This is a genomic window from Herminiimonas arsenitoxidans, assembly GCF_900130075.1.
GTDB classification, from domain to species: domain Bacteria; phylum Pseudomonadota; class Gammaproteobacteria; order Burkholderiales; family Burkholderiaceae_D; genus Oxalicibacterium; species Oxalicibacterium arsenitoxidans.
The window spans coordinates 1517096-1541312 of sequence record NZ_LT671418.1; the positions used below are offsets into that span (position 1 = coordinate 1517096).

Below are 24217 nucleotides of genomic sequence, written 5' to 3' on the forward strand. Positions count from 1 at the left end.
CATCGTGAAGAAAAAAACAGGATTGGTATTTTTTCCGGCATTTGATTATGCGATTTCACCTACGCATCCGGAGCGTGAAGAACGGCTGTTGTACACGCAGGATCAGGTATTTGAAGAAGGCCTGCTGGACTTCGACAATATCAAGGAATTCAAACCCGGCGTCGCTACCGCGGAAGACATCCAGCGCGTGCACTTTTGCGTGCCTGGTATAGATGAGATCGTCCATGCTTCGCACCTGATCGCCGTCGGCGGCTGCATTACCGCAGCAGACAAGGTGATGACCAAGGAAGTCGACAACGCGTTTGCACTGGTGCGCCCTTGCGGTCACCATTCATTCCGTGTCGTGCATGGCAGCCGTGGCTTTTGCACGCTGAACATGGAAGCGATCATGGTCGAGTACATCCGCCATAAATATGGCGTGAAGAAAATTGCGATCGTCGATACCGATTGCCATCACGGCGATGGCTCACAGGATATTTTCTGGCACGATCCGAATACGCTCTTCATCTCCATGCATCAGGATGGCCGCACACTTTACCCGGGTTCCGGCTTTGCCGACGAGCTAGGTGGCCCGAATGCTTTCGGCACCACCATCAACCTGCCGATGCCACCGGATACCTGCGAAGAGGGCTTCCTCTACGTGCTGGATGAAATCGTCATGCCTATTCTGGACGAATTCAAACCAGACCTGATCATCAACTCGGCCGGGCAAGATAATCATTACTCCGATCCGATCACCAATATGAAATTCACCGCGCATGGTTATGCCGTACTCAACCAGCGCCTGAAGCCGGACCTCGCGGTATTGGAAGGCGGTTACTCGATCGAAACCGCACTGCCCTACATCAATACCGGCATCATCCTGGCGATGGCAGGCATGGATTTCAGCCATATCCAGGAACCGGACTACGACGCGGAAAGCCAGAAGCAGCCGGCCAACATTACTGCCTACTTGGAAAAATTGAAGGATGCGACCTTCCATCACTGGAACAATCGTCACGTGCTACGTGAGCAAGTCTATCCGGAACAGGAATTCCACAAGCGCAGCATGGATGTCTACTACGATACTGATGGTATCCGCGAAACCATCAATGAAACGGTACGTTCCTGTCCGGATTGCGGCGGTACTGTGGTAATTGATTCACGCTGCGACGATACGCACAATCACATCCTCGCGGTACAGATCCCGCGTTATGTCTGCGCACCTTGCCGTGCTTATGGTGAAGAGCAATATGCGAATGCGACCATCGGACGCTACACGCAAGTCTTCCTGCAAGACAAGGACAAGGATATTTATTTGTCCAAGTAAGGGGCTAAGTAAGGCTTCTTAAGCAATACAGATAGAGTGCCGGTTCAGCTTGAACCGGCACTCTTTTTTTTGCAGCTATCCTGCATTTCCCAATGCATGCAGTACATCACTGCCGTAAGGCGACAGCAACCAGCCTACAACAGCGCAATGCAGTAGCACCGTCACCCAGTAAATACGTTGGAAGTTGGCCTTGCCAGTTTTATGCCGCAGGAATTTTTGCGCCAACCAGCCACCAGGCCAACCGCCAAGAAAATCCAGCAAGTGCAGATTGTTTTCGCTGATCCGCCACTCCCCTTTGCGCGCGGCCGATTTATCGATCGCATAAGCGACAAAGCTCAATAAGCTGAGCGCAAAATAGCTACCGACTACCGGCAATAAAATTTTCGTATCCATTCTTTGCTTCTAAAATTTATTGCTGAAGTTTACTTCCGAAGTTTGTTTCGGCAGATCAAAGGAAGATAGGTTCAGGTTCCAGTTGCACATCGAAACGTTGTGCTACATCGGCCTGAATGGCTGCCGCCAATTGCGCGATCTCGGCACCACTGGCACCGCCGCGATTTACCAATACCAGCGCCTGATTTTCATAAACGCCAGCAGCACCAGCAGTCTTGCCCTTCCAGCCGCACTGGTCTATCAACCAGCCCGCCGCCAGTTTGACGCTGCCATCAGGCTGCGCATAATTCACCATCTGCGGATAGCGCTGCAACAAGGCATCACGCTGCGCTGTCGTCACGACAGGATTCTTGAAGAAACTGCCAGCATTACCTATCACTGCTGGATCCGGCAGTTTGCGCGTACGTATCGCAATCACGGCAGCACTAATGTCTTGCGCCGTCGGCTGCGTAATCGAGCGTGCAGCCAATTCATTCGTTACATCGGCGTAACGAAGGTTCGGCTGCCATTGCTTGGGTAAAGCGAAGGTCACATCCAGCACCACGGCTCTATCGCGCAAACGATGCTTGAAGACGCTATCGCGGTAACCAAACATGCACTCTGCTTTGTTCAACGTCGTTTGCTCGCCTGTTTCAAAATCAAACAGCGTCAAGGAATGGAAAAGGTCTTTAATCTCGATTCCATACGCGCCGATATTCTGTATCGGCGCAGCGCCAACGCTACCGGGAATCAGCGACAAGTTTTCCAGACCACCCAAGCCATGTGCCAGCGTCCATTGCACGAACTGATGCCAGTTCTCGCCCGCCGCAGCCCGTACATAGGTCGCATCTGCATCTTCGTCAACGATTTCTATGCCCTTGATGCCGACATGCAGCACCAGCCCAGGAAAATCCCGTGTCAAAAGAATATTGCTGCCGCCACCCAATACCAAGCGCGGCATGGCAACAAGATCGGTATCACGCTTAACGTCTTGCAAGGTATCAACTGACGTAACCGGAAGATAGGCATGCGCGCTCGCCTGCACCCCAAAGGTGTTAAGGTCGCGCAAGGAAAAATTGTACTGAACGGGTAAAGAATGGGTCATAGTGGGCGATTATAATCGTAGCTCTAGCCCCTCGGTTTTTTGTCCGTTAGAATGGCAGCCAAACCGAATAAACAACAGGCTTTCGCCGGCCTCCTGCCGCGAGCCAAGCAAGAAGGAAATCACCATGCCATCATTTGATACCGTGTCCGAAGCCAATATGGTTGAAGTAAAAAATGCCGTCGATCAGGCAGGCAAGGAAATCACGACCCGCTTCGACTTCAAGGGTAGCGATGCCCGCGTCGAACTAAAGGACCGCGACCTGACCGCGTATGCAGATTCCGAATTTCAGTTGAATCAAGTGCTGGACGTCCTGACCAACAAGCTGGTTAAACGCAATGTCGATGTACGCTTCCTTGACCGCGGCAAAATTGAAAAAATCGGTGGCGACAAGGTCAAGCAAGTCATCAAGATCAAAAATGGCATCGAAACCGAAGCTGCCAAGAAAATCGTACGCATCATCAAGGACAGCAAGATGAAAGTACAAGCCAGCATCCAGGGCGACGCCGTACGCGTCACTGGTGCCAAGCGCGACGACTTGCAAGCGGCGATGGCGATGCTGCGCAAGGAAGTGGCTGACCTGCCACTGGAATTCAATAACTTCCGCGACTAATCATCTGCAAGCGGCAAGCAGTTCATTCAAGCCCAGGCTATCCATGAAAACATCACTGCTTGCCGTCCTGCTCTGCCTCAGCGCCTTGCAGGTGCAGGCCGCTGACATCAGCGTAGTGGGCCTGTTCCCCGGCAAAGCCGTGCTAGTCATAGACGGCGGCTCACCGAAAACCTATTCCATCGGGAGCACCGTCAGTTCCGGCATCACGCTGGTCGATGTGAATCAGACCACCGCTACCTTTGATAGCAACGGCAAAAAACAGCGTATCGATATTGGTGGCCACGTCAATCGCGCAACGCCATCCGGTGCCAGCAGCGTTACCTTGCAAGCCGACTCACGCGGTCACTTCCTGGTACAAGGACAAATCAACGGTGGCACCATGCGCATGCTGGTCGATACCGGCGCGTCGATGATTTCACTCTCTGCTTCCGATGCCAGACGGTTGGGTATCGATTACAAGAAAGGCCGCCAAGCCTACGTCAATACAGCGAACGGCACAATTCCCGCCTATCAAGTCATGCTGAACACAGTCAAAGTCGGTGACATCGTGCTCAATCAGGTGGAAGCACTAGTGCAAGAAAACGAGCTAGGCTTCGCCCTGCTCGGCATGTCCTTCTTAAAGCGTACCGAGATGCGACGCGAAGGCGAACAAATGATGTTGACCAAGCGTTTTTAATATTACGGACAATAAAAAATGGGCGCTGAATTCAGCGCCCATTTTCATTTCAGCTCAAGTACATCAAGCGTCTGGATCTTTGACGTGACGACGTTGTTTGACCGCTTCAGCCAAACCTTCCAGCACGCCCAAGCTTTCTTCCCAGCTAATGCAACCATCGGTTACCGACTGGCCATAGGTCAATTCTTTACCTGGAATCAGATCCTGACGACCAGCAACCAGATGCGATTCGACCATCACACCGACGATACGTGTATCGCCGCCTGCAACTTGTTTGGCAATATCGGCACATACCGGGATTTGGTTTTCCGGCTTCTTCGAGCTATTCGCGTGCGAAGTATCGATCATCAGACGCGAAGCCAGTCCGTTCGACGCGATATCCTTGCATGCCTGTTCCACGCTGGCAGCATCGTAGTTAGGCGTTTTACCGCCGCGCAGGATGATGTGGCAATCTTCATTGCCGAGCGTGGAAACAATCGCGGAGTGACCGCCCTTGGTTACTGACAAGAAGTGATGCGGCTGCGAAGCGGCCTTGATTGCATCAACGGCGATCTTCACATTGCCATCGGTACCGTTCTTGAAGCCGACCGGGCACGACAGGCCGGACGCCAGTTCGCGATGAACTTGCGACTCAGTCGTACGTGCACCGATTGCGCCCCAGCTGATCAGATCGGCGATGTATTGCGGGCTGATCACGTCAAGGAATTCGGTACCGGCTGGCAGGCCAAGCTCGTTGATGTTCAACAGCAGTTCACGTGCGATACGCAAGCCATCATTGATGCGGAAGCTATTGTCCATGAAAGGATCGTTGATCAAGCCTTTCCAGCCAACCGTGGTACGTGGTTTTTCGAAATAGACACGCATCACGATTTCCAATTCGCCGGCGAAGCGTGCGCGCTCTTTCACCAGTCGATTTGCATATTCCATCGCAGCTTTGGTGTCGTGTATCGAACATGGTCCGATCACAACCATCAAGCGATCATCTTGTCCGTGCAAAATCCGATGCAGTGCAATGCGCGCATTGGCTGCAGTCGTTTCTGCTTTATCGGAGATGCCGAGCTCACGAATTAAATGGGATGGTGGCGTCAGTTCTTTCATTTCTCGAATCCGTAAATCATCTGTGCGTGGCATGTTTTTCTCCGGTCAAAAATCTGTTCTGCAAAAATAAAAAACCGCCATCGCGGGCGGTTTTTTAAAGAATTTCGGTTTAAGCTTTTTTTACCTGCGCGCTTACCGCTTCTCCACCGCCGTTGGGCTGGAATAGCTAAAGTAAAAATAAAATTGGAAGCGCGAAGAAGTCATGTTTTTTACTGGTAGTACATTTATCTGTCAGTAATAGTGCAATAAATCAGCCGATTTGGCAAGCAAAGTGCTAAAAACGCGTGATAGATATGGCAACTATGGCTTGAATACCAACACTATCAAGCCGTACCGCCCACCGTAACACCGTCGATACGCAAGGTTGGTTGACCAACACCAACCGGCACGCTCTGCCCTTCTTTGCCGCAAACACCGACGCCACTATCGAGACTCATGTCGTTACCTATCATCGACACACGATTCAATACATCAGGACCGTTACCGATCAGAGTTGCACCTTTGACCGGATACGTGACCTTGCCGTTTTCAATCATGTACGCTTCGCTTGCCGAGAAGACGAACTTGCCGTTAGTGATGTCGACCTGACCACCGCCAAAGTTCACTGCATACAAACCGTTCTTTACCGAGGCAAGAATTTCTGCCGGATCCTTGTCGCCACCGAGCATATAAGTATTCGTCATACGCGGCATAGGCAAGTGCGCAAACGACTCACGGCGTGCATTACCGGTGACCGGCATTTTCATCAGACGCGCATTCATCGTGTCTTGAATATAGCCTTTCAGGATGCCGTCCTCGATCAAGGTCGTGCATTGCGTCGGATTACCTTCATCGTCGATATTCAATGAGCCGCGACGATCTGCAATAGTGCCGTCATCGACCACAGTCACGCCTTTAGCCGCTACACGCTCACCGATACGACCGGAGAATGCGCTGGAACCCTTGCGATTGAAATCGCCTTCCAAGCCATGGCCGATCGCTTCATGCAGCAACACGCCTGGCCAACCAGGTCCGAGCACGACTGTCATCGGACCGGCAGGTGCAGGGCGGGCTTCGAGATTCACCAATGCTGAAGCAACTGCTTCGCTCGCATATTTTTCCAGCAACTCATCGCTGAAATAGCCATAGCTGTAGCGACCACCGCCACCGCTGGAGCCCATTTCGCGGCGGCCATTTTGTTCGGCGATCACTGTGATCGATACACGGACCAGTGGACGAATATCAGCCGCCAGCACGCCGTCGCTACGTACCACGAGGACGACATCGTATTCGCCAGCGAGGCCAGCCATCACTTGCACGACGCGTGGATCTTTTGCGCGTGCGATGCGTTCTATTTTTTCCAGCAGTTTTACTTTTTCAGTTGCGTCTAGCGAAGTCAGTGGATCGTTAGGTAAATACAAATCACGGCCACCCACTTGTTGTATCGCTGAAGCGACTTTGATCTTGCCTGCGCCTTGACGCGCAATCGTGCGCGTTGCCAGTGCGGCTTCAGTCAGTGCACGCTCAGAAATTTCATCCGAATACGAGAAAGCTGTCTTATCGCCAGATACTGCACGCACGCCGACACCTTGATCAATGGAGAAGCTACCGGTCTTGACGATGCCTTCTTCCAGACTCCAGCCTTCACTCTTGGTGAATTGAAAATACAAATCTGCATAGTCAACGCGATGCGTAAACATCGTACCCAGTGTTTTGATCAGGATGGATTCATCCAGGCCAAAAGGTGTCAACAACACATCACGGGCAACGGCTAGCGTTTTAAGATTTGGTTCAAATGGAGTCATTGTGTCTTTGCCATTCACGCTTCATGCGCGAAGAAAATTGATTCGAATTAATGCTGATAAGCGAATTGTAGAGCATATGACCGTACTACCCTGCATGTACTGTTACTTGTACTACAACTTGCGATGTTTCAATGCAGGAAGATTTTCGCGAATACCTGATAAATAATGGGGTTCAATATCCCCAATTACAAGGCCCTCTCCCTCTACCAGCACGGTTTTAACCTCGCCCCAAGGGTCGATCAACATGCTGTGGCCCCAGGTCGTACGGCCATTTTGATGACGTCCGCCCTGCGCCGCTGCCAGCACATAGCACTGGTTTTCAATCGCACGGGCGCGCAACAGAATTTCCCAGTGCGCCTTGCCGGTTGTATAAGTAAATGCCGCCGGCACCACGATCAATGTGCAATCGCCCATCGCGCGATATAACTCTGGGAAGCGCAAGTCGTAACAAACCGACAATCCCACTTTGCCGAACGGTGCGTCGAAAGTAGTGACGTCATTGCCATGTACGATGGTGCGCGCTTCGTCGTACGATTCTTCGCCTCGGCTAAAGCTGAACAAATGTATCTTGTCATAGCGCTTCACACGTTCACCAGCCGGGTTGTAGACCATCATCGTATTCAACACCTTGTCAGCTACAGGCGCTGCCATTGGCAAGGTTCCGCCGATTAACCAGATTTGATGTTCACGTGCTGTCTCTGACATGAAGGATTGAATCGGACCGACATCGATCTGTTCTGCCAGACCAACCTTGTCATTCTCGTTCATGCCCATGACTGCCCAGTACTCAGGCAGCAGCACCAGAGTTGCGCCTTGTTGCGCGGCATCTGCAATCAAACGCTTTGCTGTCGCAATATTTTCTTGCACCGATGGCGTGGATACCATCTGTATGGCGGCAACCCGAGAGAGAGAACTTGTCATGACTCAACCTTCTGCTGGAATTGTTTTCTTACTTGAACCCGGCTGCGCTGGAGTTGGCTCAGCTTTATGTTCAACCTTGACGACGTTCGGATCTTTCCATGGTCCGGTAATCGCATACTCAAAAGTAAATGCGCGCATCAAAGGTTCGCGCAAAAAGAGTTGCGCCAGGAAAGTACCCGCACCGATCACAGGATTAATCGCAAGCGCATACGCAACCGATGCAGCTCCCGCATTAATTTCAGGAATCACGACGACGCGCAAATTCTGCGATTCCTTGGCGACATCCGCCGAACCATCGATCAATACCGTAGCACTCACACCGCGCATTTTGAAGTTATCCGTCGTCGCCACACCGTTAGCAATGCGCGCGCTGCCGGTAATGCCATCGAAGGCAAAACCTTCCGAAAACACATCGCGGAAATCCAGCGTCAAGCGACGTGGTATCGATTGCAAGCTCAATACACCCAGCAATTTGGCGGCACCCGGATCGACTTTCAGGAATTGCCCGGATTCCATATTCAGATTGATATTACCGGACAGACTAGGAATATCGAGAGAGAACGGCAAACCCTTCCAGCTGATATCGCCATCCATCTTGCCCTTGCCACCACGTATCACATCAACAAAACCGAAACGATTAAGCAAACTGCCGGCATTGTTAATGTTCAAAGTGTAGTCCAAACTGGAAGTATTGCCACTCTTCTTCGCCAGCCAGCTACCGCTCGCCTTCAGTGTCGCATCGACATTGGTCAGCGCCAGATTCCTGATACGCCATTCCCGTCCTTCTGTTGCACGCACATAGTGAGCAAGCAATTCAAGACGACCGAGTTTTTTACCCATCAATTCAAAATTCTCGGCAACCACATCCAGCGCCGGCATCTCTGTCGCCGTATCTACATCGTCGAGCAAATTCTTGACATCCGTGCTTGCTGTTTTAGGTATGGACAGCGAAGAAAGTCGCGCCGTCACCTTGCCCAAACCACGTCCTGAAGAAGACTCTATCCATGTCAGATAGCCCGACATCTGCGCGGCATCGACGTTCGCCTGCCATGCACCCTTGTCATGCGAGGCACCGACCACCACATCATCGAATTTCTTGTCCATCAAATACATCTCGGTGGCGCGTGCTGCGATCACATTCGGCTCGACGTATTGCGCCATATTGAGTGCATCCAACGGGTCGCCAGCAACTTTCTTTTGCGTATTCGTTGTTGTCGATGACGACATCAGTGCAATCCAGTTATCAACATTCAGCGAACGCATGTTCACGCTCACCATCAAGCCGCTATCGGGTATCGGTGCTGATGTATTGACACCTATCCCGCCGTACAAGACGCGCCAGTTTGCAGTGGGATCATTCGCGCTTTTCTCGCGCAGATAGCTACCCGTGATAGCAGATCCCAGCGATATCTTGATCGTATCGCGCATGGTCGTGGCATTGGCAGACAATCCCGTCTGTTCGAATTTGAGCGGCATCGCATCCTTGGCAGCCTTGTTCAAAGGTGCCGGGAAATCGAGACCCAAGCCACGCAGATTTGATTCCACCACCACATCAGCATGCTTGTTCTTGACGGCTATCGTTGCACCGAAGCGCGTACTGCCGGTAATTTTATCGGCCAGCTTCTGCATCGCCGACGATGGATAATTTTTGCGCAAACCCGCAGCCGTCATGGTGCCGTCGGCCTTGATCAGAATATTGCCGTCTTTTTGCGTACCGCCGCCAACCGTCAGCGGGCCACCGAGGAAAGTGGATTTGATGCCGTTCAGCGTCAACCCTTTTTCGTTGAATTCCAGCTGCCCTGTCACTCCTGACATGAGCGGGATCGCATTTTGCAAAGTCACATTGTTATTGGCGAATTTCAATACACCCTGCACCTTGGCATCGATCAAACGATTCAAGGGCAATTGCAGTTTCAAGCCCAGCGTGCCGTTCCCCGTTGCTTTGGTTTCATCGGTAAAGTGATCAATCCAGGTTGCGACCGGACTATCCACCGTGTACTTCACCAGATTCTGCATCGTGCCGGCTGCATTGCCGTCAATTTCCAGCATAGGATCGTCGGCCAATAAATCGGGAATAACCGCTTTCACATTCGATACGTCTACACCATTCGTCTTGCCGCTTTCACCCTTGATTTCCATACGGGTGCGATCGAACTGGATTGTGCCTTTGACTTTTTCCAGCAGTGGCCACATCGGTGACTTGCCATCCTTGGCGTACAGATCAGGGGCATAGTTCAAGCCGCCATCATCGATCTTGCCGCCAAAGGTAAATTCACCTTTCGGCTTCTCGCCGGGCTTGCTTGTATGGAAAGGGAAATGCGCAAGATCGCCCTTGAGCTTGATACTGCCATCGCGCAAGGTACCGGCGATCAATGCATGCGCCAGCCAGTTGCGGAAGTCGGCATTCATGCCCATAGGCAAATAGTTGCCGACCTTATTCAACTCCAGCCCGGACACGCTACCTGTCATGTCTATCGTGCCCAAAGCATGGCCTGGCTGCTTATGCAAAGGCATCAAATGTGTGCCAGATAAGGATGCGATCAAACCCTGCTTCGCAAAATTCAGATTTTTGATCGTCAACAGCAATTGATCGTTTTTCTGGAATGCCCACTGTGCATCCATATTGAAAGTATCAAACTCAACATCTGGATCGGCAAAATACGCAGGCAACTCCAGCTTGAGTTGGTCAGATGCCAGCACAAAAGAACCGCCTTGATTATTGGCGTCGATACGCCCTGACAAATTCTCAAAGCCGGGAATCGCCGGTACAGCAGCTTGCGCAGGTAACTTCCCACTTGCAGGCCGCGCAGAACGCGCCGCCTGTGCATTCATCGACAATTTCAGGAAATCGCCCTTGAGCTTGTAAGACACGATCTCCGGATAAGTACCCTGCCATTGCGCCGAGAAATTCTTCAATTGGCCGCGCGGTGCAAAGTCATTCAGCAAACGCAATTGATCTGCCGGTAGAGGCAAGCGACCGACAAAGTTTGCCAAGGTCTGCAAATCAAGCAACTTGGCTTGTACTTCCGTGTGTTCCGGCACACCTTTTTTGGCAGGCACATAACGCTCGCTGAGCGTGGTTTTTGGCAAGACCAAACCATCACGTGTCTGCAAGGAAAAATCGACCAGCGAAATTGCATGCCCTTGCGTGCCGAAAGTCAGTGCGCCATTACGCGGACCTGCATCCAAAGGTTCGCTCACCGAAATACGTCCGTTAGCCGTCGTCAATTCCAGCGGAGCCAAATCCTTGCGCAGTTGCACAGCAACATCTGACAAACTCACATCAGCAGTCAGATCCGCGATGCGCGCATGATCGAATGCCAGCCAGGCACGTACCGATCCTTTCGCCTGCTGCAAATCGAATGGGAAATCGATATAAGTTTTCCACGCGGCCAGATCGGTATCACGCAGATCGGCATATAAAGTACCGGTCCAGCGTGCTGCGTCAGATATTCTTTGTGAAAAATAGGGATGATCAAATGTGGCGCGCACATCCAAGGGAGCTGCAATCGTACTTGGTGGTGTTGCCGTCAATGCAAATTGATGACGACGTCCTGCGTTATGCAATACGGCGTCTACGTGACTAAGCACCAGTTCCGGTGCCTGACGCAGATTATCTTTCCAGCTCAGTTGCCCATCGGTAATTCTGATTTCTTCTTGCGACAAGATCCAGTTGGCCGCCTTGCCATCACTTTCTTTTTTCAGATCAAGGAGTAATCCTGCGACATAAAAGTTGCCGTTGGCATCGCGTTCGATATCCATATCCGGCTTATCGATCTCCAGACTGTACAAGCGCAGATCGGCAACCAATACCGACCACCACGACACCGTCGCCGACACTTTAGGCAAACGCAATGCCGGCTGCCCGTCAGGGCCATAGATCGCCACATTGTCGAGCGCCAGATACGGCCGCAAGCCGTGCCACGATGCCGCGATAGCACCAATAGTGACAGGACGTCCTATTGCCTTGGTCGCCACATTCTCGACATCGACGCGATAGTTGGAAATCTGCGGCAACACGACATAACGCAGGGTAAGGAATAAGGCGCAGAAAATGAAATACGCCACCACCAGCAACTTGCCGAGCCAGCACAAGGCGTGGAAACTGACTTCATTAGCGTAACGAAGCGATCCTTTAATCGAACGCCAGCACATCCGCAGCCGATCGGCTGCTTGAGTCTGGTGAGGTTGGCGTTGATCTGTAGGCATCAATCAAAAAAGTTGGTAAGTCGACTTCGCGTAGAATAAAACAGCCGGCAAGCAATAAACTGACAAGAGCCGACAACAGCGCGGACTTACACCGCAATCATCAAGAACCCCTAGGATACTCTCTCCAAGCCCGTGACGAACATACCTTTGACCCAAGTTGCTGCATCCCGGTTCTATACCCGATGGATTAACGCGGATGATACCCGCACACAAAAGGTAGCCGAAGTTGCCAAATTATCCCTGAACCCTGACGTTTTCGCTCGGATTTTACAAAACGAAACAGATAGCGGTGTTCCCTTGCCGGCGGCGATGCGGCGATTACGTAATTTGGTGATCGCCACCCTGATCCGGCGCGACCTCAGCGGCCAGGCCGATCTAGCTGAAGTGGTCGATACCATGACCGCCTTTGGCGACTTCGCCGTGCAGACGCATCTGGCGGCAGTCATGGCTGAGCAGATCGCCATCCACGGCACGCCTATAGGCGCGGAATCAGGCGCCCCGCAGGAAATGATCGTGCTCGGCATGGGCAAACTGGGCGGCGGCGAGCTGAATGTCTCCTCCGATATCGACCTTATTTTTGTCTACCCGGAAGATGGCGAAACTGTCGTTACTACGCCAGAACAGCGCCAATTATCCAATCATGAATTCTTCACGCGCCTCGGCAAGAAGCTGATAGCCGCCCTGTCGGAGATTACCGAAGACGGCTTCACCTTCCGCGTCGACATGGCTTTGCGTCCCAACGGCGCATCCGGCCCACTGGCGGCCAGCTTCAATATGGTCGAGGAATACCTGATCGTGCAAGGCCGCGAATGGGAGCGCTATGCTTGGGTCAAGGCACGCGCGCTGACCGGCAACCCTGCCGATATCGAAGCGCTGGACAAAATCGTCCGCCCCTTTGTCTACCGTCGTTATCTGGATTACGGCTCCATCGATGCCATCCGCAATATGCATGCGCAAATCCGCGCCGAAGTCACACGGCAGGAAGCCCGTCACCCGGATCGCAGCAACAACGTCAAACTGGGACGCGGCGGCATACGCGAAATCGAATTCCTGGCGCAGGTATTCCAGTTGATCCGAGGTGGCCGCGATGCCGCTCTGCGCGATCGCTCGACGCGTCGTACCCTGCACACCTTGGCGGAAAAACAGTTATTCAAGCCTGAAGTAGTCGAGCAATTGCTGCACGCCTACACCTTCCTGCGCAATCTGGAACATCGACTGCAATATCTGGACGATGCACAAACCCATACCCTTCCGGCGAATGAGGCAGATCGCCTGATCGTGGCGCAGATGATGGGTTACAACGATGTCGCGTCGCTGTTGGCGGCACTGGAAGAACAACGCACACTGGTCGCCACGCAATTCGATGAAATCTTCAGCGACAAGACCAGCGATAACGCCAACGATGAAAACGTCGATGCAGAACTGAGCGCGGTATTAAGTGACTCCGATAACGCGGAAGCAATCGAAACCTATCTGACCAGCCTGTCCTTCGACCACGCCGCAGATGGCGCCAAACGTCTGTTGGCAACCTGGCACTCGCCACGCCTGCAATCGCTGCCGGAAGCCAGCCGCAACAAACTGGTCGCACTGGTCAATGCATCCCTGCCCATCATTGCGAAAGTCACGGAAACTCGCTCCGTTGCCTTGAATCGTCTGCTGAATTTCTTTGAAGCAATCGCACGCCGTGCCGCCTATCTTGCGCTGCTGACAGAATATCCGCATGCACTGGAACGCGTCATACGCATGATTGCCGCCAGCGATTGGGCCGCGCAGTATTTAACGCGTCATCCCATCCTGCTCGATGAACTGCTGGATGACAGAACCTTGAAAGCCGCACCGGACTGGAATGCATTCGCACACGACTGCCGCGCCAGACTGGATGAAACGCCGGGCGATACCGAGCGGCAAATGGATGTCCTGCGTGAGATGCATCACGCACAATTGATACGTCTGCTGGCACAGGATCTGGTTGGTGATCTGAGTGTAGAACGTCTGGCAGATCATTTAACCGAACTCGCTGATCGTCTGGTTGCGGAGACCATACACGCGATCTGGAAAATGCTGCCCAACCGGCATCGCGAAGAACCTAAATTCTCTGTCATTGCCTACGGCAAGCTCGGCGGTAAGGAATTAGGTTATGCGTCCGATCTCGACGTGATTTTCCTCTACGATGACGACGATCAAGATGCACCCGCCCTGTACGCCAAACTGGCGCAGCGCTTCATCACATGGATGACTGCGCACACGCCGGCAGGGATTTTATTCGACGTGGATATTGCCTTGCGGCCGGACGGTGCCAGCGGCTTGCTGGTCTCGACCGTTTCTTCCTTCGAGAAATATCAAACCAACTCGGCATGGCCATGGGAGCATCAAGCGTTGACCAGAGCACGCTTCTGCGCCGGCGATAGTGACATCGGCGCGCGTTTCGAAGCGATACGCATCAATGTTTTGCGGCAAACACGCGATCCGGCGAAGTTGAAAAAAGACGTACTGGAAATGCGCAAGAAGCTGCATGATGCGCATCCAAATCGCACTGACCTGTTCGACCTCAAGCACGACGATGGCGGCATGATCGATATCGAATTCATGGTTCAATTTTTGGTATTGCGCGACTCGGCACAACATGCGGGTTTGACTGGCGATATCGGAAATATTGCGCTGTTGAAATTGTGCGGAGAATTGGGCTTGATCGATACAACGTTGGCAGGCAAAGTTGCCGATGCTTATCGTGTCTTCCGCAAGTTACAGCATCAGGTTCGCTTGCAAGGTGCGGAGCGCGCGCGCGTTGATCAGGAACGTGTTGCTAAAGAAATTGCCGCAGTGACTGCTTTATGGGATGCCATATTCGCGTAAATAGATGCCTGTTACTTTGCAAAGCCCATAAAAAAACGCCCCGGATCCGGGGCGTTTTTCATGAAGCCTACAAGTAATTACTTGGCCGACATCAATGCAACTGTCGTGTCCAGCATACGGTTGGAGAAGCCCCACTCGTTGTCGTACCACGACGAGACTTTTACCAAACGACCCGAAACCTTGGTCAAGGTCGCATCGAAATTGCTCGATGCTGGGTTGTGGTTGAAGTCGACCGAAACCAGTGGTTCGGTTTGATAGGTCAAGATACCTTTCAACGCACCTTCTGTTGCTGCCTTCATGATCGCGTTGACTTCTTCAACGGTCGTATCGCGTGCTGCGATGAAGGACAGATCGACGATGGAAACGTTGATCGTTGGAACACGGATCGAATAACCATCCAGACGGCCATTCAGTTCCGGCAAGACCAGACCAACTGCAGCAGCAGCGCCGGTTTTTGTCGGGATCATCGATTGTGTAGCCGAACGCGCACGACGCAAGTCTTCATGCATCACGTCGGTCAATACTTGATCGTTGGTGTAAGCGTGGACTGTTGTCATCAAACCGTTAACCAGACCGATGGTGTCGTTCAATGGTTTAACCAGTGGTGCCAGACAGTTGGTGGTGCACGATGCGTTCGAGATCACGGTGTCAGTCGATTTCAACACGCCGTGATTGACGCCGAACACGATGGTCGCGTCTACATCTTTGCCGCCTGGTGCGGAGATGATGACTTTCTTGGCACCGCCCTTCAAGTGAGCCGATGCTTTTTCCTTGGTGGTGAAGAAGCCTGTGCATTCCAGCACGACGTCTACATTCAACTCACCCCAGCCGATTTGCGCTGGATCACGTTGTGCGAAGACGCGAATCTTGTCGCCATTGACGATCATGTAATCGCCGTCAACTTCAACGGTGCCTGGGAATTTGCCATGCGTCGTGTCGTAACGAGTCAAATGCGCATTCGATTGAGCGTTGCCCAGATCGTTGATGGCAACGATTTGAATGTCATTCTTTTTGCCGCCTTCGTAATGTGCACGAAGGATGTTGCGGCCGATGCGGCCGTAGCCGTTAATTGCGACGCGGATGGTCATCTTTTTCTCCAGAAAAAATTCAACATCAAGTATAAAAAATTATTCAGCGCATGCCTGCTGCAATGCAGCCAGATCACGCCAGCCGTAACCGGTTTCCATCAAATCCAGGCCGTCCCATGTGAACGGCTGTTCGATCAAAAGTTCTGCGCCAAGTTGCTCATAGAACTGACGCGCAACCTGATTACCGGCAATCACCCACACCAGCAAACCGGTCGCACCTTGTTTTTGCAATGCATCTGCAATCAAGGCCAGCAAGCGACGACCTACACCGCCACGCTGTGCAATCGGCTTAAGATAAATAGCCGTCAATTCAGCATTCAACTCAAACTTCTCCGGCATCAACAACATGCCTGCAGCAAAACCGACTAATTCAGAACCAGCTTCAGCCACGAAAATCGAAATCGTCGGCAAGTCAGCCAGCAATACCTGCGACCACATGGCCGCGCTTTCCTCTGCACGCATGCTGTCTAGATAAGCATCTGGCATCACACCGCGATACGTCGTGCGCCAGCTATCTACACGCAAGGCGGCGATCGCCTCGGCATCGTTGGCTGTCGCGCGGCGGAAAGTGATTTCGGTCACGCTAGCGTCTTTTTAACAGCAGCGATGACGTTCTCGACGGTGAAGCCGAAGTGCTTGAACAACACGCCAGCCGGAGCCGATTCGCCAAAGGTATCAATACCGATCACGCCGCCTTCGAGGCCTACATATTTGTACCAGAAGCTGGTCACGCCGGCTTCGATGGCCACGCGTGGCATGCCTTTGGTCAGGACGCTGGCTTTGTAAGCTGCATCTTGACGATCGTAGACATCGGTCGATGGCATCGAGACGATACGCACTGCGACACCATGCTTGGCCAATTCATCGGCTGCTTTAGTTGCCAGTTCGATTTCGGAACCGGTCGCGATCAGGATTGCTTTAACGTTTTCAGCATCACGCAAAACATAGCCGCCGCGTTTGATGTTGGCGATTTGTTCTGCTGTGCGTTCCTGGAACGGCAAGTTCTGACGCGAGAAAATCAGTGTGGTTGGACCGTCTTTGCGTTTAACCGCTTGTTCCCACGCCACAGCAGATTCCACCGTGTCGCATGGACGCCAGTTATCCAGATTAGGAATCAGGCGCAGGCTGGAAACATGTTCTATCGATTGATGGGTCGGACCATCTTCACCCAAACCAATCGAATCATGTGTGAACACGAAGATCGAACGCAGCTTCATCAATGCCGCCATGCGCAAGGCATTACGGCTGTAATCAGAGAAGGTCAGGAAGGTCGCGCCGAACGGGATGTAGCCGCCGTGCAGGGCGATACCATTCATGATCGCGCTCATGCCGAATTCACGCACACCGTAGTTGATGTGGTTACCGGCTTGATCTGCACGCACAGCTACGCATTCTTTCCAGTTGGTCAGGTTGGAACCGGTCAAATCAGCCGAGCCGCCGAGGAATTCCGGCAATACTGGTGCCAGTGCCTGGATCGCATTTTGGCTCGCTTTGCGAGTTGCGATGGTTTCTTTTTTCTCTACGCAGGTAGCGATGTAGGCTTCAACTGCCTTGTTCAGATCGCCCGGCAATTCGCCTGCCATGCGGCGTGCCAATTCAGCTGCTTCTTGCGGGAATTTTTCGCCATACGATTTCAGCAATGCATCCCAGTTGGATTCCAGCGCCTTGCCTTTTTCCTTCGCATCCCATGCGGCATACACATCAGCAGGAACATCGAAAGGTGCATAAGTCCAGCCCATCGCTTCACGGGTAGCTGCGATTTCCTTGTCGCCCAAAGCAGCGCCGTGCACATTGTGCGTGCCTTCCATGTTCGGCGAACCTTTGCCGATGACGGTACGGCAGCAGATCAGAGTTGGCTTGTCGGACGCTTTGGCTTGCTTGATCGCCGCATCAACTGCGCTGACGTCATGACCGTCCACTGCGCGAATGACGTTCCAGCCATAGGATTCAAAACGCTTAGGTGTGTCGTCGGTGAACCAGCCTTCAACGTGGCCGTCGATCGAGATACCGTTATCGTCGTACAAGGCGATCAGCTTAGGCAGGCGCAAAGTGCCGGCCAGCGAACATGCTTCATGCGAAATGCCTTCCATCAGGCAACCGTCGCCGAGGAAAACATAAGTGTGGTGATTGACGACTTCAAAGCCTGGGCGATTGAATTCAGCCGCGAGCAGTTTTTCTGCCAATGCCATACCGACTGCATTGGTCAAACCTTGTCCGAGCGGGCCGGTCGTGGTTTCGATACCTGGTGTGATATCAACTTCCGGATGACCTGGTGTCTTGGAATGCATTTGACGGAAATTGCGCAACTCATCCATCGACAAGTCGTAACCGGTCAAATGCAACAGTGCGTAATGCAACATCGAGCCATGTCCGTTCGACAATACAAAGCGATCACGGTTGACCCATTTTGGATTGGCTGGATTGTGCGAATAGTGATTTGTCCACAAAGCGACGGCAATATCTGCCATCCCCATAGGCATACCGGGGTGACCGGAATTGGCCTTTTGTACTGCATCCATTGCCAGCGCACGGATTGCGTTGGCCATTTTGGTAGTCGGGAGCGTTGAAGTCATGTGATTTGTGTAGATGGCGAGTCGAATGGAATAGAATCAAATGCTGCATGCATGCAAACAAAAAAACTCTTTGCTGCGAAGCCGCATATTTTACCAGAGTGGCGCCATCAGACTAAAATCGAATTCCAGCGATTCCTTTTAATTAATATACGCAGCACCTTAATTTGCCGCGAAACCATGTCGAATAGACAAGCAACGGACCACAGATGCCTCGTTTTTATTGCCCACAGCCGTTTGCCATCGGCGCAGTCGTCGCCTTGCCCGACCATGTTGCACACCACATTCAGGTCGTGCGCTTAAGCGCGGGCGACAACATCACCCTGTTTAATGGCGAAGGCGGCGAATACACCGCCACTATCGCCACTATAGAAAAAAAACGTGCCACCGCAGAAATCAAGCTTTTCACTCCGCGCGAAGTGGAGTTGCCTTACGCCGTCACGGTAGCGCAAGCCTTGCCGGAAGCATCCAAGATGGACTGGATCATAGAAAAAGCGGTTGAACTGGGCGTGCACTCGATACAACCGCTGGCTTCGCAGCGTTGCGTGGTGCGCCTGTCGGCAGAACGTGCCGCTAAAAAGATGCAGCATTGGCAAGGTGTAATCGTCGCCGCATCCGAGCAAAGCGGACGCAATCGTCTGACCGCGCTAGCCGAACCGGTCGATTTCAATCAATGGGTACAGCAAAAGGATTTACACGTACGCATCATGCTCAGCCCGCGTGCCGAGCAATCACTGTCTGACTGGGCACGCCATCATCCGCCGCAATCGGTCGCGCTGATGATAGGTCCAGAAGGCGGCTTTACCGACAAGGAAGAGGATCTGGCGATAGCACAGGGGGCCTTGATGCTGTCGATGGGACCGCGCGTCTTGCGCACGGAAACGGCCGGATTATCAGCATTGGCAGCGCTCAATGCGATTTGGGGCGCGATGTAACAAGAACGTATTGCAGCTCTGACATCCGCCTCCATCAAGCCATCTTGATAACAAAATCTGCTTTCCACAGTCCATTCAGCGATCTTAGTCGCAGGGAAACTGGTCGAAAGCATTTATAATTCAAGGTTTTGCGACAGTTTCTCTTACTCATTCCATGAAGGTATTTCGCGGACTTCCCAATGCTGCTTCCCGTGCGCCGTGCGCGCTGGCGATCGGCAATTTCGACGGTGTGCATCGTGGCCATCAGGCCCTGCTGGCACGCTTGCGCGAAGTCGCGTCGAAAATGGAGCTGGAATCGGCGGTGATGACGTTCGAACCACACCCGCGTGAATTCTTTGCCGCGCGTGCCGGTGACCCATCGAAAGCGCCGACCCGCATTGCCAGCTTGCGCGACAAATTACAATCATTGGCCAAAGCCGGTGTTGATCGTGTCATCGTCGAACATTTCAATGCGCACTTCGCTTCACTCTCGCCGCAGGAATTCGTCGAAAAAATCCTGGTGCAAGGCTTGCACGTCAAATGGCTGATCGTCGGCGATGACTTTTGCTACGGTGCCAAACGCGCCGGCAATGTCGCGACCCTGATCGAAGCCGGCAAGCAATACGGTTTCCACGTGGAGTCACAACCTACGGTCACCAGCAGCGGCACCCGCATCTCCTCATCGGCAGTGCGCGAAGCTTTGCTGCATGGCGACTTTGCTCGCGCCGAAGAATTGCTCGGCCATCCGTATGCGATGTCCGGCCATGTCATCCATGGCAAGAAACTGGGACGCACTATCGGCTTCCCGACCTTGAATGTACGCGTCGCACACAAGCACCCCGCTCTGTCCGGCATATATATAGTGCAAGTGCATGGTCTGGACGAACAACCTTTACCGGGCGTCGCCAGCATAGGCGTGCGCCCGACGGTGGACGACAGCGGCCGCGTGCTGCTGGAAACGCATTTGTTCGACTACTCGCAACAATGCTACGGTCGTCTGATACGCGTGGAATTTTTGAAGAAATTGCGCGACGAAGAAAAATACATAGACTTGCCAACTCTGACCGCTGCCATTGCGCGCGATGCGGTGCAGGCGCGTACCTATTTCAAGCAATTGACCGACGCGGCCACTTCCGCGACCGACCGAATTTGACGATGGCTCGCTGAAGTATCACGACCGTTGTTTCACCGACCACCCTCGAAAAAATATTATGTCTGACAATCAAAACAAACCTGGCAAGCCGGCCGCAAAGCCGCAGAGCAAGTATCCGGTCAACATGACCGATACTCCATTCCCTATGCGCGGTGATCTCGCCAAACGCGAGCCGCAATGGGTCAAGCAATGGCAGGATCAAAAGGTTTACGAAAAAATTCGCAAGGCATCGAAAGGTCGCCCGAAATTCATCCTGCATGACGGCCCACCGTATGCGAATGGCGACATCCATCTGGGTCACGCCGTCAACAAGATCCTGAAAGACATGATCGTCAAAACGCGCCAGTTCGACGGCTTTGACGCACCTTATGTCCCGGGCTGGGATTGCCACGGCATGCCGATCGAAATCCAGATCGAAAAACTGTATGGCAAGAATCTGCCTACCGCAGAAGTCTTGTCGAAAGCACGCGCTTACGCGAACGAACAAGTCGAACGCCAAAAGAAAGATTTCATCCGTCTCGGCGTACTTGGCCAGTGGGACAAGCCATACAAGACCATGGACTTCGGCAATGAAGCCGACGAGTTGCGCGCACTCGGCAGCCTGCTGGAAAAAGGTTATGTCTATCGTGGCCTGAAACCGGTCAACTGGTGTTTCGATTGCGGCTCGGCACTGGCCGAAGCAGAAGTCGAATATCAGGACAAACGCGACCCGGCTATCGACGTCGGCTTCCCGTTTGCAGAACCGGAAAAAGTAGCGAAAGCGTTTGGACTGGCATCACTGCCGACCAATAAAGGTTACGCCATCATCTGGACCACAACACCGTGGACCATCCCGGCCAACCAGGCGCTGAACGTCCATCCGGAATTCACCTACGCGTTGGTGCAAACCGAACGCAATGGCGAAACCATCCTCATCATCCTCGCGGCTGATCTGGTGGAAGCGACACTGCAACGTTACGGCATGACAGGTACTGTCATCGCAACTTGCGTGGGTGAAGCGCTGGCCATGATCAAGTTCAAACATCCGTTTGCAGATATCGATCCTGGCTACAACCGTTTGTCGCCTATCTATCCTGGCGCTTACGTTACAGCCGATAGCGGCACCGGCATCGTGCACTCGGCACCGGCCTACGGTATCGAAGATTTTATTTCCTGCAAATCACACGGCATGCGCGACGACGAAATCATCGCGCCGGTCATGGGCGACGGTAAATACGCATCGTGGTTGCCCTTCTTCGGTGGCATGACGATCTGGGAAGCATCGAAACCGATCTGCGCCAAGCTGGAAGAAGTCGGCTCGCTGTTCAAGCTGCACATGTTCGATCACAGCTATATGCATTGCTGGCGTCACAAGACCCCTATCATCTACCGCGCCACGTCACAGTGGTTTGCCGGTATGGATGTGATGCCTAAGAACCAGGGTACGACCTTGCGTGAAACCGCATTGCAGGCAATCGAAGAAACCGAATTTTTCCCGAGTTGGGGCAAGGCGCGCCTGCACGGCATGATCGCGAATCGTCCAGACTGGACGCTGTCACGTCAACGCCAATGGGGCGTGCCTATGGCTTTCTTTGTACATAAAGAAACCGGTGACCTGCATCCGCGTACGCCAGAGCTGTTGGAGCAAATTGCACAACGTGTCGAGAAAGAAGGCATCGAAGCGTGGCTGACCTTGGACCCGAAAGAGTTGCTCGGCGCTGATGCTGATATGTACCTGAAGAACAAAGACACGCTGGACGTCTGGTTCGATTCTGGTTGTACACATCAAACCGTCTTGCGCGGTTCGCACAAGGAAGAACTGGCTTTCCCGGCTGACTTGTATCTGGAAGGTTCGGATCAGCATCGCGGCTGGTTCCATTCCTCGTTGCTGACTTCTTCGATGATGAATGGTCGCGCACCTTACAAGGCATTGCTGACGCACGGCTTCACGGTCGATGGCGAAGGCAAGAAAATGTCTAAGTCGCTCGGCAATACGCTGGCACCGCAAAAGATTTCCGACACGCTGGGTGCCGACATCCTGCGCCTGTGGATCGCCTCTACCGATTACTCTGGTGAACTGTCAATCTCGGATGAAATCCTCAAGCGCGTGACAGAAAGCTATCGCCGTATCCGTAATACCGTGCGCTTCCTGCTGTCGAACACAACAGATTTCGATGCAAGCAAAGACTTGGTGCCAGTCGCCGATATGCTGGAAATCGATCGCTATGCAGTCGCGCAGATGAATGCCATGCAAGCCGAGATCCTCGCGCATTACAAAGTCTATGAATTCCATCCGGTGGTATCGAAACTGCAGATGTACTGCTCGGAAGATCTCGGCGGCTTCTACCTCGACATCCTGAAAGATCGTCTGTACACCAGCGGCGTGACTTCGCATGCACGTCGTTCGGCACAAAGCGCGATCTGGCACATGACGCATTCGCTGTTGCGCTTGATGGCACCGATACTGTCCTTTACTGCGGAAGAAGCATGGACCGTATTCGCCAGCCCTGACATCAACACCGACGGCACCATCTTCACGCACACCTTCTATCAATTGCCTGAAGTGGCTGATGGTGCGGCATTGCTGGCCAAGTACACGCTGCTGCGCGAAGTACGCAACGACGTCACCAAGCAACTGGAAGAAGTACGCGTTGCCGGTGGCATTGGTTCTTCGCTGCAAGCAGAAGTCGATCTGAAAGCCAGCGGCGACAAGTTTGCCGCACTCGCCAGCCTGGATGATGATTTGAAATTCGTCTTGATCACATCGCAAGCCAGCGTCAGCAAAGTCGCAACTGCCGAAGAAGAATCAGTCGTCGTCACGCCATCCGCGTATCAAAAATGCGAACGCTGCTGGCACTATCGCGCCGATGTAGGCACGCATGCGGAACACGAAGGTTTGTGTGGCCGTTGCGTCTCCAATCTGTTCGGCAAAGGCGAAGCACGTCGTTTTGCATAAACAAGTTTTACGCAAAACAACATCTTTCCAGCATCACCTCGCTCCGGCCGCAACCGGAGCGATTTTCATGACATTTAACAGGCAACCATAACGATGGCCACCAAGAAACATACTACTTACTCCTCACCCAGCAGCATCGTACCGTGGCTAGGTATAGCAACCATCGTGCTGCTGATCGATCAAATTACCAAGCTCACTATCCTGCGCCTGTTCTCTTATGGCGAATCGCACGCAGTCACATCCTTCTTCAATCTGGTTCTGGTCTATAACAAGGGCGCTGCCTTCAGCTTCCTCGCATCAGAAACCGGCTGGCAGCGTTACTTCTTCACCATCGTGGGCGTTGCTGCCTCGATCTTCATCATTTATCTGTTGAAGAAACATTCCGGTCAGCGCCTGTTCAGCTGGGCCTTGTCACTGATACTCGGTGGCGCGATCGGCAATGTAATCGACCGTTTCTTGTACGGCCACGTCGTCGATTTTCTGGATGTGCATGTAGCAGGCTGGCATTGGCCTGCTTTCAACGTCGCCGACAGCGCGATTTGCATAGGCGCAGTATTGTTCATCTATGACGAATTACGCCGGGTTGGCAAATAAGCTCGGAAATTGAGCCAGCAACACTC

The 24217-nt window shown here is 52.9% G+C and carries 17 protein-coding genes; 8 read left to right on the plus strand and 9 right to left on the minus strand.

The genetic code is table 11. The features are described 5' to 3' along the window. Positions 1 to 4: 4 nt before the first annotated feature. Complete coding sequence (locus BQ6873_RS07180; RefSeq protein WP_076593999.1) at positions 5 to 1309, plus strand: histone deacetylase family protein; 1305 nt, start codon at positions 5 to 7, stop codon at positions 1307 to 1309. A gap of 75 nt (positions 1310 to 1384) precedes the next feature. Here BQ6873_RS07180 and BQ6873_RS07185 read toward each other — a convergent pair whose 3' ends face one another. Next, positions 1385 to 1702, minus strand: coding sequence for a DUF1294 domain-containing protein (locus BQ6873_RS07185; protein WP_076592034.1), 318 nt, complete (start codon positions 1700 to 1702; stop codon positions 1385 to 1387). A 55-nt stretch (positions 1703 to 1757) separates the two neighbouring features. Then, positions 1758 to 2786, minus strand: a complete 1029-nt coding sequence (gene murB, locus BQ6873_RS07190; RefSeq protein WP_076592035.1) for a UDP-N-acetylmuramate dehydrogenase — start codon at positions 2784 to 2786, stop codon at positions 1758 to 1760. A gap of 124 nt (positions 2787 to 2910) precedes the next feature. On the opposite strand from murB, the gene BQ6873_RS07195 reads away from it, so the two are divergent. After that, the gene (locus tag BQ6873_RS07195; protein ID WP_076592036.1) at positions 2911 to 3396 is read left to right on the plus strand and encodes a YajQ family cyclic di-GMP-binding protein; all 486 of its coding nucleotides are present in this window, start codon (positions 2911 to 2913) and stop codon (positions 3394 to 3396) included. Positions 3397 to 3439: 43 nt separating this feature from the next. Then, on the plus strand, positions 3440 to 4072 hold the full coding sequence (locus tag BQ6873_RS07200; protein ID WP_076592037.1) for a TIGR02281 family clan AA aspartic protease: 633 nt from the start codon (positions 3440 to 3442) through the stop codon (positions 4070 to 4072). 63 nt (positions 4073 to 4135) lie between these two features. Here the strand turns inward: BQ6873_RS07200 and aroG are convergent, their stop codons facing one another. The 4 genes from aroG to BQ6873_RS07220 all read right to left on the minus strand — a co-directional run bounded on the left by aroG (position 4136) and on the right by BQ6873_RS07220 (position 12084). Beyond that, the gene (aroG, locus tag BQ6873_RS07205) at positions 4136 to 5203 is read right to left on the minus strand and encodes a 3-deoxy-7-phosphoheptulonate synthase AroG (RefSeq protein WP_076592038.1); all 1068 of its coding nucleotides are present in this window, start codon (positions 5201 to 5203) and stop codon (positions 4136 to 4138) included. A gap of 290 nt (positions 5204 to 5493) precedes the next feature. Further along, positions 5494 to 6954, minus strand: a complete 1461-nt coding sequence (gene tldD, locus BQ6873_RS07210; RefSeq protein ID WP_076592039.1) for a metalloprotease TldD — start codon at positions 6952 to 6954, stop codon at positions 5494 to 5496. Positions 6955 to 7065: 111 nt separating this feature from the next. Next, positions 7066 to 7875 carry a carbon-nitrogen hydrolase family protein gene (locus tag BQ6873_RS07215; protein ID WP_076592040.1) on the minus strand — a complete coding sequence of 270 codons (810 nt, stop codon included), beginning with the start codon at positions 7873 to 7875 and terminating at the stop codon, positions 7066 to 7068. A 3-nt stretch (positions 7876 to 7878) separates the two neighbouring features. Beyond that, positions 7879 to 12084, minus strand: coding sequence for a YhdP family protein (locus BQ6873_RS07220; protein WP_076592041.1), 4206 nt, complete (start codon positions 12082 to 12084; stop codon positions 7879 to 7881). A 132-nt stretch (positions 12085 to 12216) separates the two neighbouring features. Between BQ6873_RS07220 and glnE the strand changes: the two genes are divergently transcribed. Continuing rightward, positions 12217 to 14937, plus strand: a complete 2721-nt coding sequence (gene glnE, locus BQ6873_RS07225; RefSeq protein ID WP_076592042.1) for a bifunctional [glutamate--ammonia ligase]-adenylyl-L-tyrosine phosphorylase/[glutamate--ammonia-ligase] adenylyltransferase — start codon at positions 12217 to 12219, stop codon at positions 14935 to 14937. A gap of 77 nt (positions 14938 to 15014) precedes the next feature. Here the strand turns inward: glnE and gap are convergent, their stop codons facing one another. From gap to tkt, 3 genes are read right to left on the minus strand one after another with little or no spacing between them, the layout of a single operon-like run. Then, positions 15015 to 16025: a type I glyceraldehyde-3-phosphate dehydrogenase gene (gap, locus tag BQ6873_RS07230; RefSeq protein ID WP_076592043.1), complete on the minus strand. Its 1011-nt coding sequence runs from the start codon at positions 16023 to 16025 to the stop codon at positions 15015 to 15017. A gap of 39 nt (positions 16026 to 16064) precedes the next feature. Next, positions 16065 to 16607 carry a GNAT family N-acetyltransferase gene (locus BQ6873_RS07235; RefSeq protein ID WP_076592044.1) on the minus strand — a complete coding sequence of 181 codons (543 nt, stop codon included), beginning with the start codon at positions 16605 to 16607 and terminating at the stop codon, positions 16065 to 16067. Then, positions 16604 to 18598: a transketolase gene (tkt, locus tag BQ6873_RS07240; RefSeq protein ID WP_076592045.1), complete on the minus strand. Its 1995-nt coding sequence runs from the start codon at positions 18596 to 18598 to the stop codon at positions 16604 to 16606. Before tkt ends, BQ6873_RS07235 begins: the two co-directional genes overlap by 4 nt. Before the next feature lie 206 nt (positions 18599 to 18804). On the opposite strand from tkt, the gene BQ6873_RS07245 reads away from it, so the two are divergent. The 4 genes from BQ6873_RS07245 (at position 18805) to lspA (ending at position 24191) form a co-directional block, all read left to right on the plus strand. Then, positions 18805 to 19530, plus strand: coding sequence for a 16S rRNA (uracil(1498)-N(3))-methyltransferase (locus BQ6873_RS07245; RefSeq protein ID WP_076592046.1), 726 nt, complete (start codon positions 18805 to 18807; stop codon positions 19528 to 19530). Positions 19531 to 19684: 154 nt separating this feature from the next. After that, positions 19685 to 20662, plus strand: coding sequence for a bifunctional riboflavin kinase/FAD synthetase (locus BQ6873_RS07250; RefSeq protein WP_076592047.1), 978 nt, complete (start codon positions 19685 to 19687; stop codon positions 20660 to 20662). Positions 20663 to 20720: 58 nt separating this feature from the next. Beyond that, positions 20721 to 23597 carry an isoleucine--tRNA ligase gene (gene ileS, locus BQ6873_RS07255; RefSeq protein WP_076592048.1) on the plus strand — a complete coding sequence of 959 codons (2877 nt, stop codon included), beginning with the start codon at positions 20721 to 20723 and terminating at the stop codon, positions 23595 to 23597. 93 nt (positions 23598 to 23690) lie between these two features. Next, positions 23691 to 24191: a signal peptidase II gene (gene lspA, locus BQ6873_RS07260; protein ID WP_076592049.1), complete on the plus strand. Its 501-nt coding sequence runs from the start codon at positions 23691 to 23693 to the stop codon at positions 24189 to 24191. The last annotated feature ends 26 nt before the right edge of the window (positions 24192 to 24217 follow it).

Excerpts from the sequence above, each read along its gene's own strand:
- tkt (WP_076592045.1), bottom strand. The coding sequence starts at position 18,598 with ATGACTTCAACGCTCCCGACTACCAAAATGGCCAACGCAATCCGTGCG.
- BQ6873_RS07200 (WP_076592037.1), top strand. The coding sequence starts at position 3,440 with ATGAAAACATCACTGCTTGCCGTCCTGCTCTGCCTCAGCGCCTTGCAG.
- BQ6873_RS07215 (WP_076592040.1), bottom strand. The coding sequence starts at position 7,875 with ATGACAAGTTCTCTCTCTCGGGTTGCCGCCATACAGATGGTATCCACG.
- BQ6873_RS07250 (WP_076592047.1), top strand. The coding sequence starts at position 19,685 with ATGAAGGTATTTCGCGGACTTCCCAATGCTGCTTCCCGTGCGCCGTGC.
- murB (WP_076592035.1), bottom strand. The coding sequence starts at position 2,786 with ATGACCCATTCTTTACCCGTTCAGTACAATTTTTCCTTGCGCGACCTT.
- BQ6873_RS07195 (WP_076592036.1), top strand. The coding sequence starts at position 2,911 with ATGCCATCATTTGATACCGTGTCCGAAGCCAATATGGTTGAAGTAAAA.
- BQ6873_RS07245 (WP_076592046.1), top strand. The coding sequence starts at position 18,805 with ATGCCTCGTTTTTATTGCCCACAGCCGTTTGCCATCGGCGCAGTCGTC.
- BQ6873_RS07185 (WP_076592034.1), bottom strand. The coding sequence starts at position 1,702 with ATGGATACGAAAATTTTATTGCCGGTAGTCGGTAGCTATTTTGCGCTC.
- tldD (WP_076592039.1), bottom strand. The coding sequence starts at position 6,954 with ATGACTCCATTTGAACCAAATCTTAAAACGCTAGCCGTTGCCCGTGAT.
- BQ6873_RS07220 (WP_076592041.1), bottom strand. The coding sequence starts at position 12,084 with ATGCCTACAGATCAACGCCAACCTCACCAGACTCAAGCAGCCGATCGG.
- aroG (WP_076592038.1), bottom strand. The coding sequence starts at position 5,203 with ATGCCACGCACAGATGATTTACGGATTCGAGAAATGAAAGAACTGACG.
- ileS (WP_076592048.1), top strand. The coding sequence starts at position 20,721 with ATGTCTGACAATCAAAACAAACCTGGCAAGCCGGCCGCAAAGCCGCAG.
- gap (WP_076592043.1), bottom strand. The coding sequence starts at position 16,025 with ATGACCATCCGCGTCGCAATTAACGGCTACGGCCGCATCGGCCGCAAC.
- lspA (WP_076592049.1), top strand. The coding sequence starts at position 23,691 with ATGGCCACCAAGAAACATACTACTTACTCCTCACCCAGCAGCATCGTA.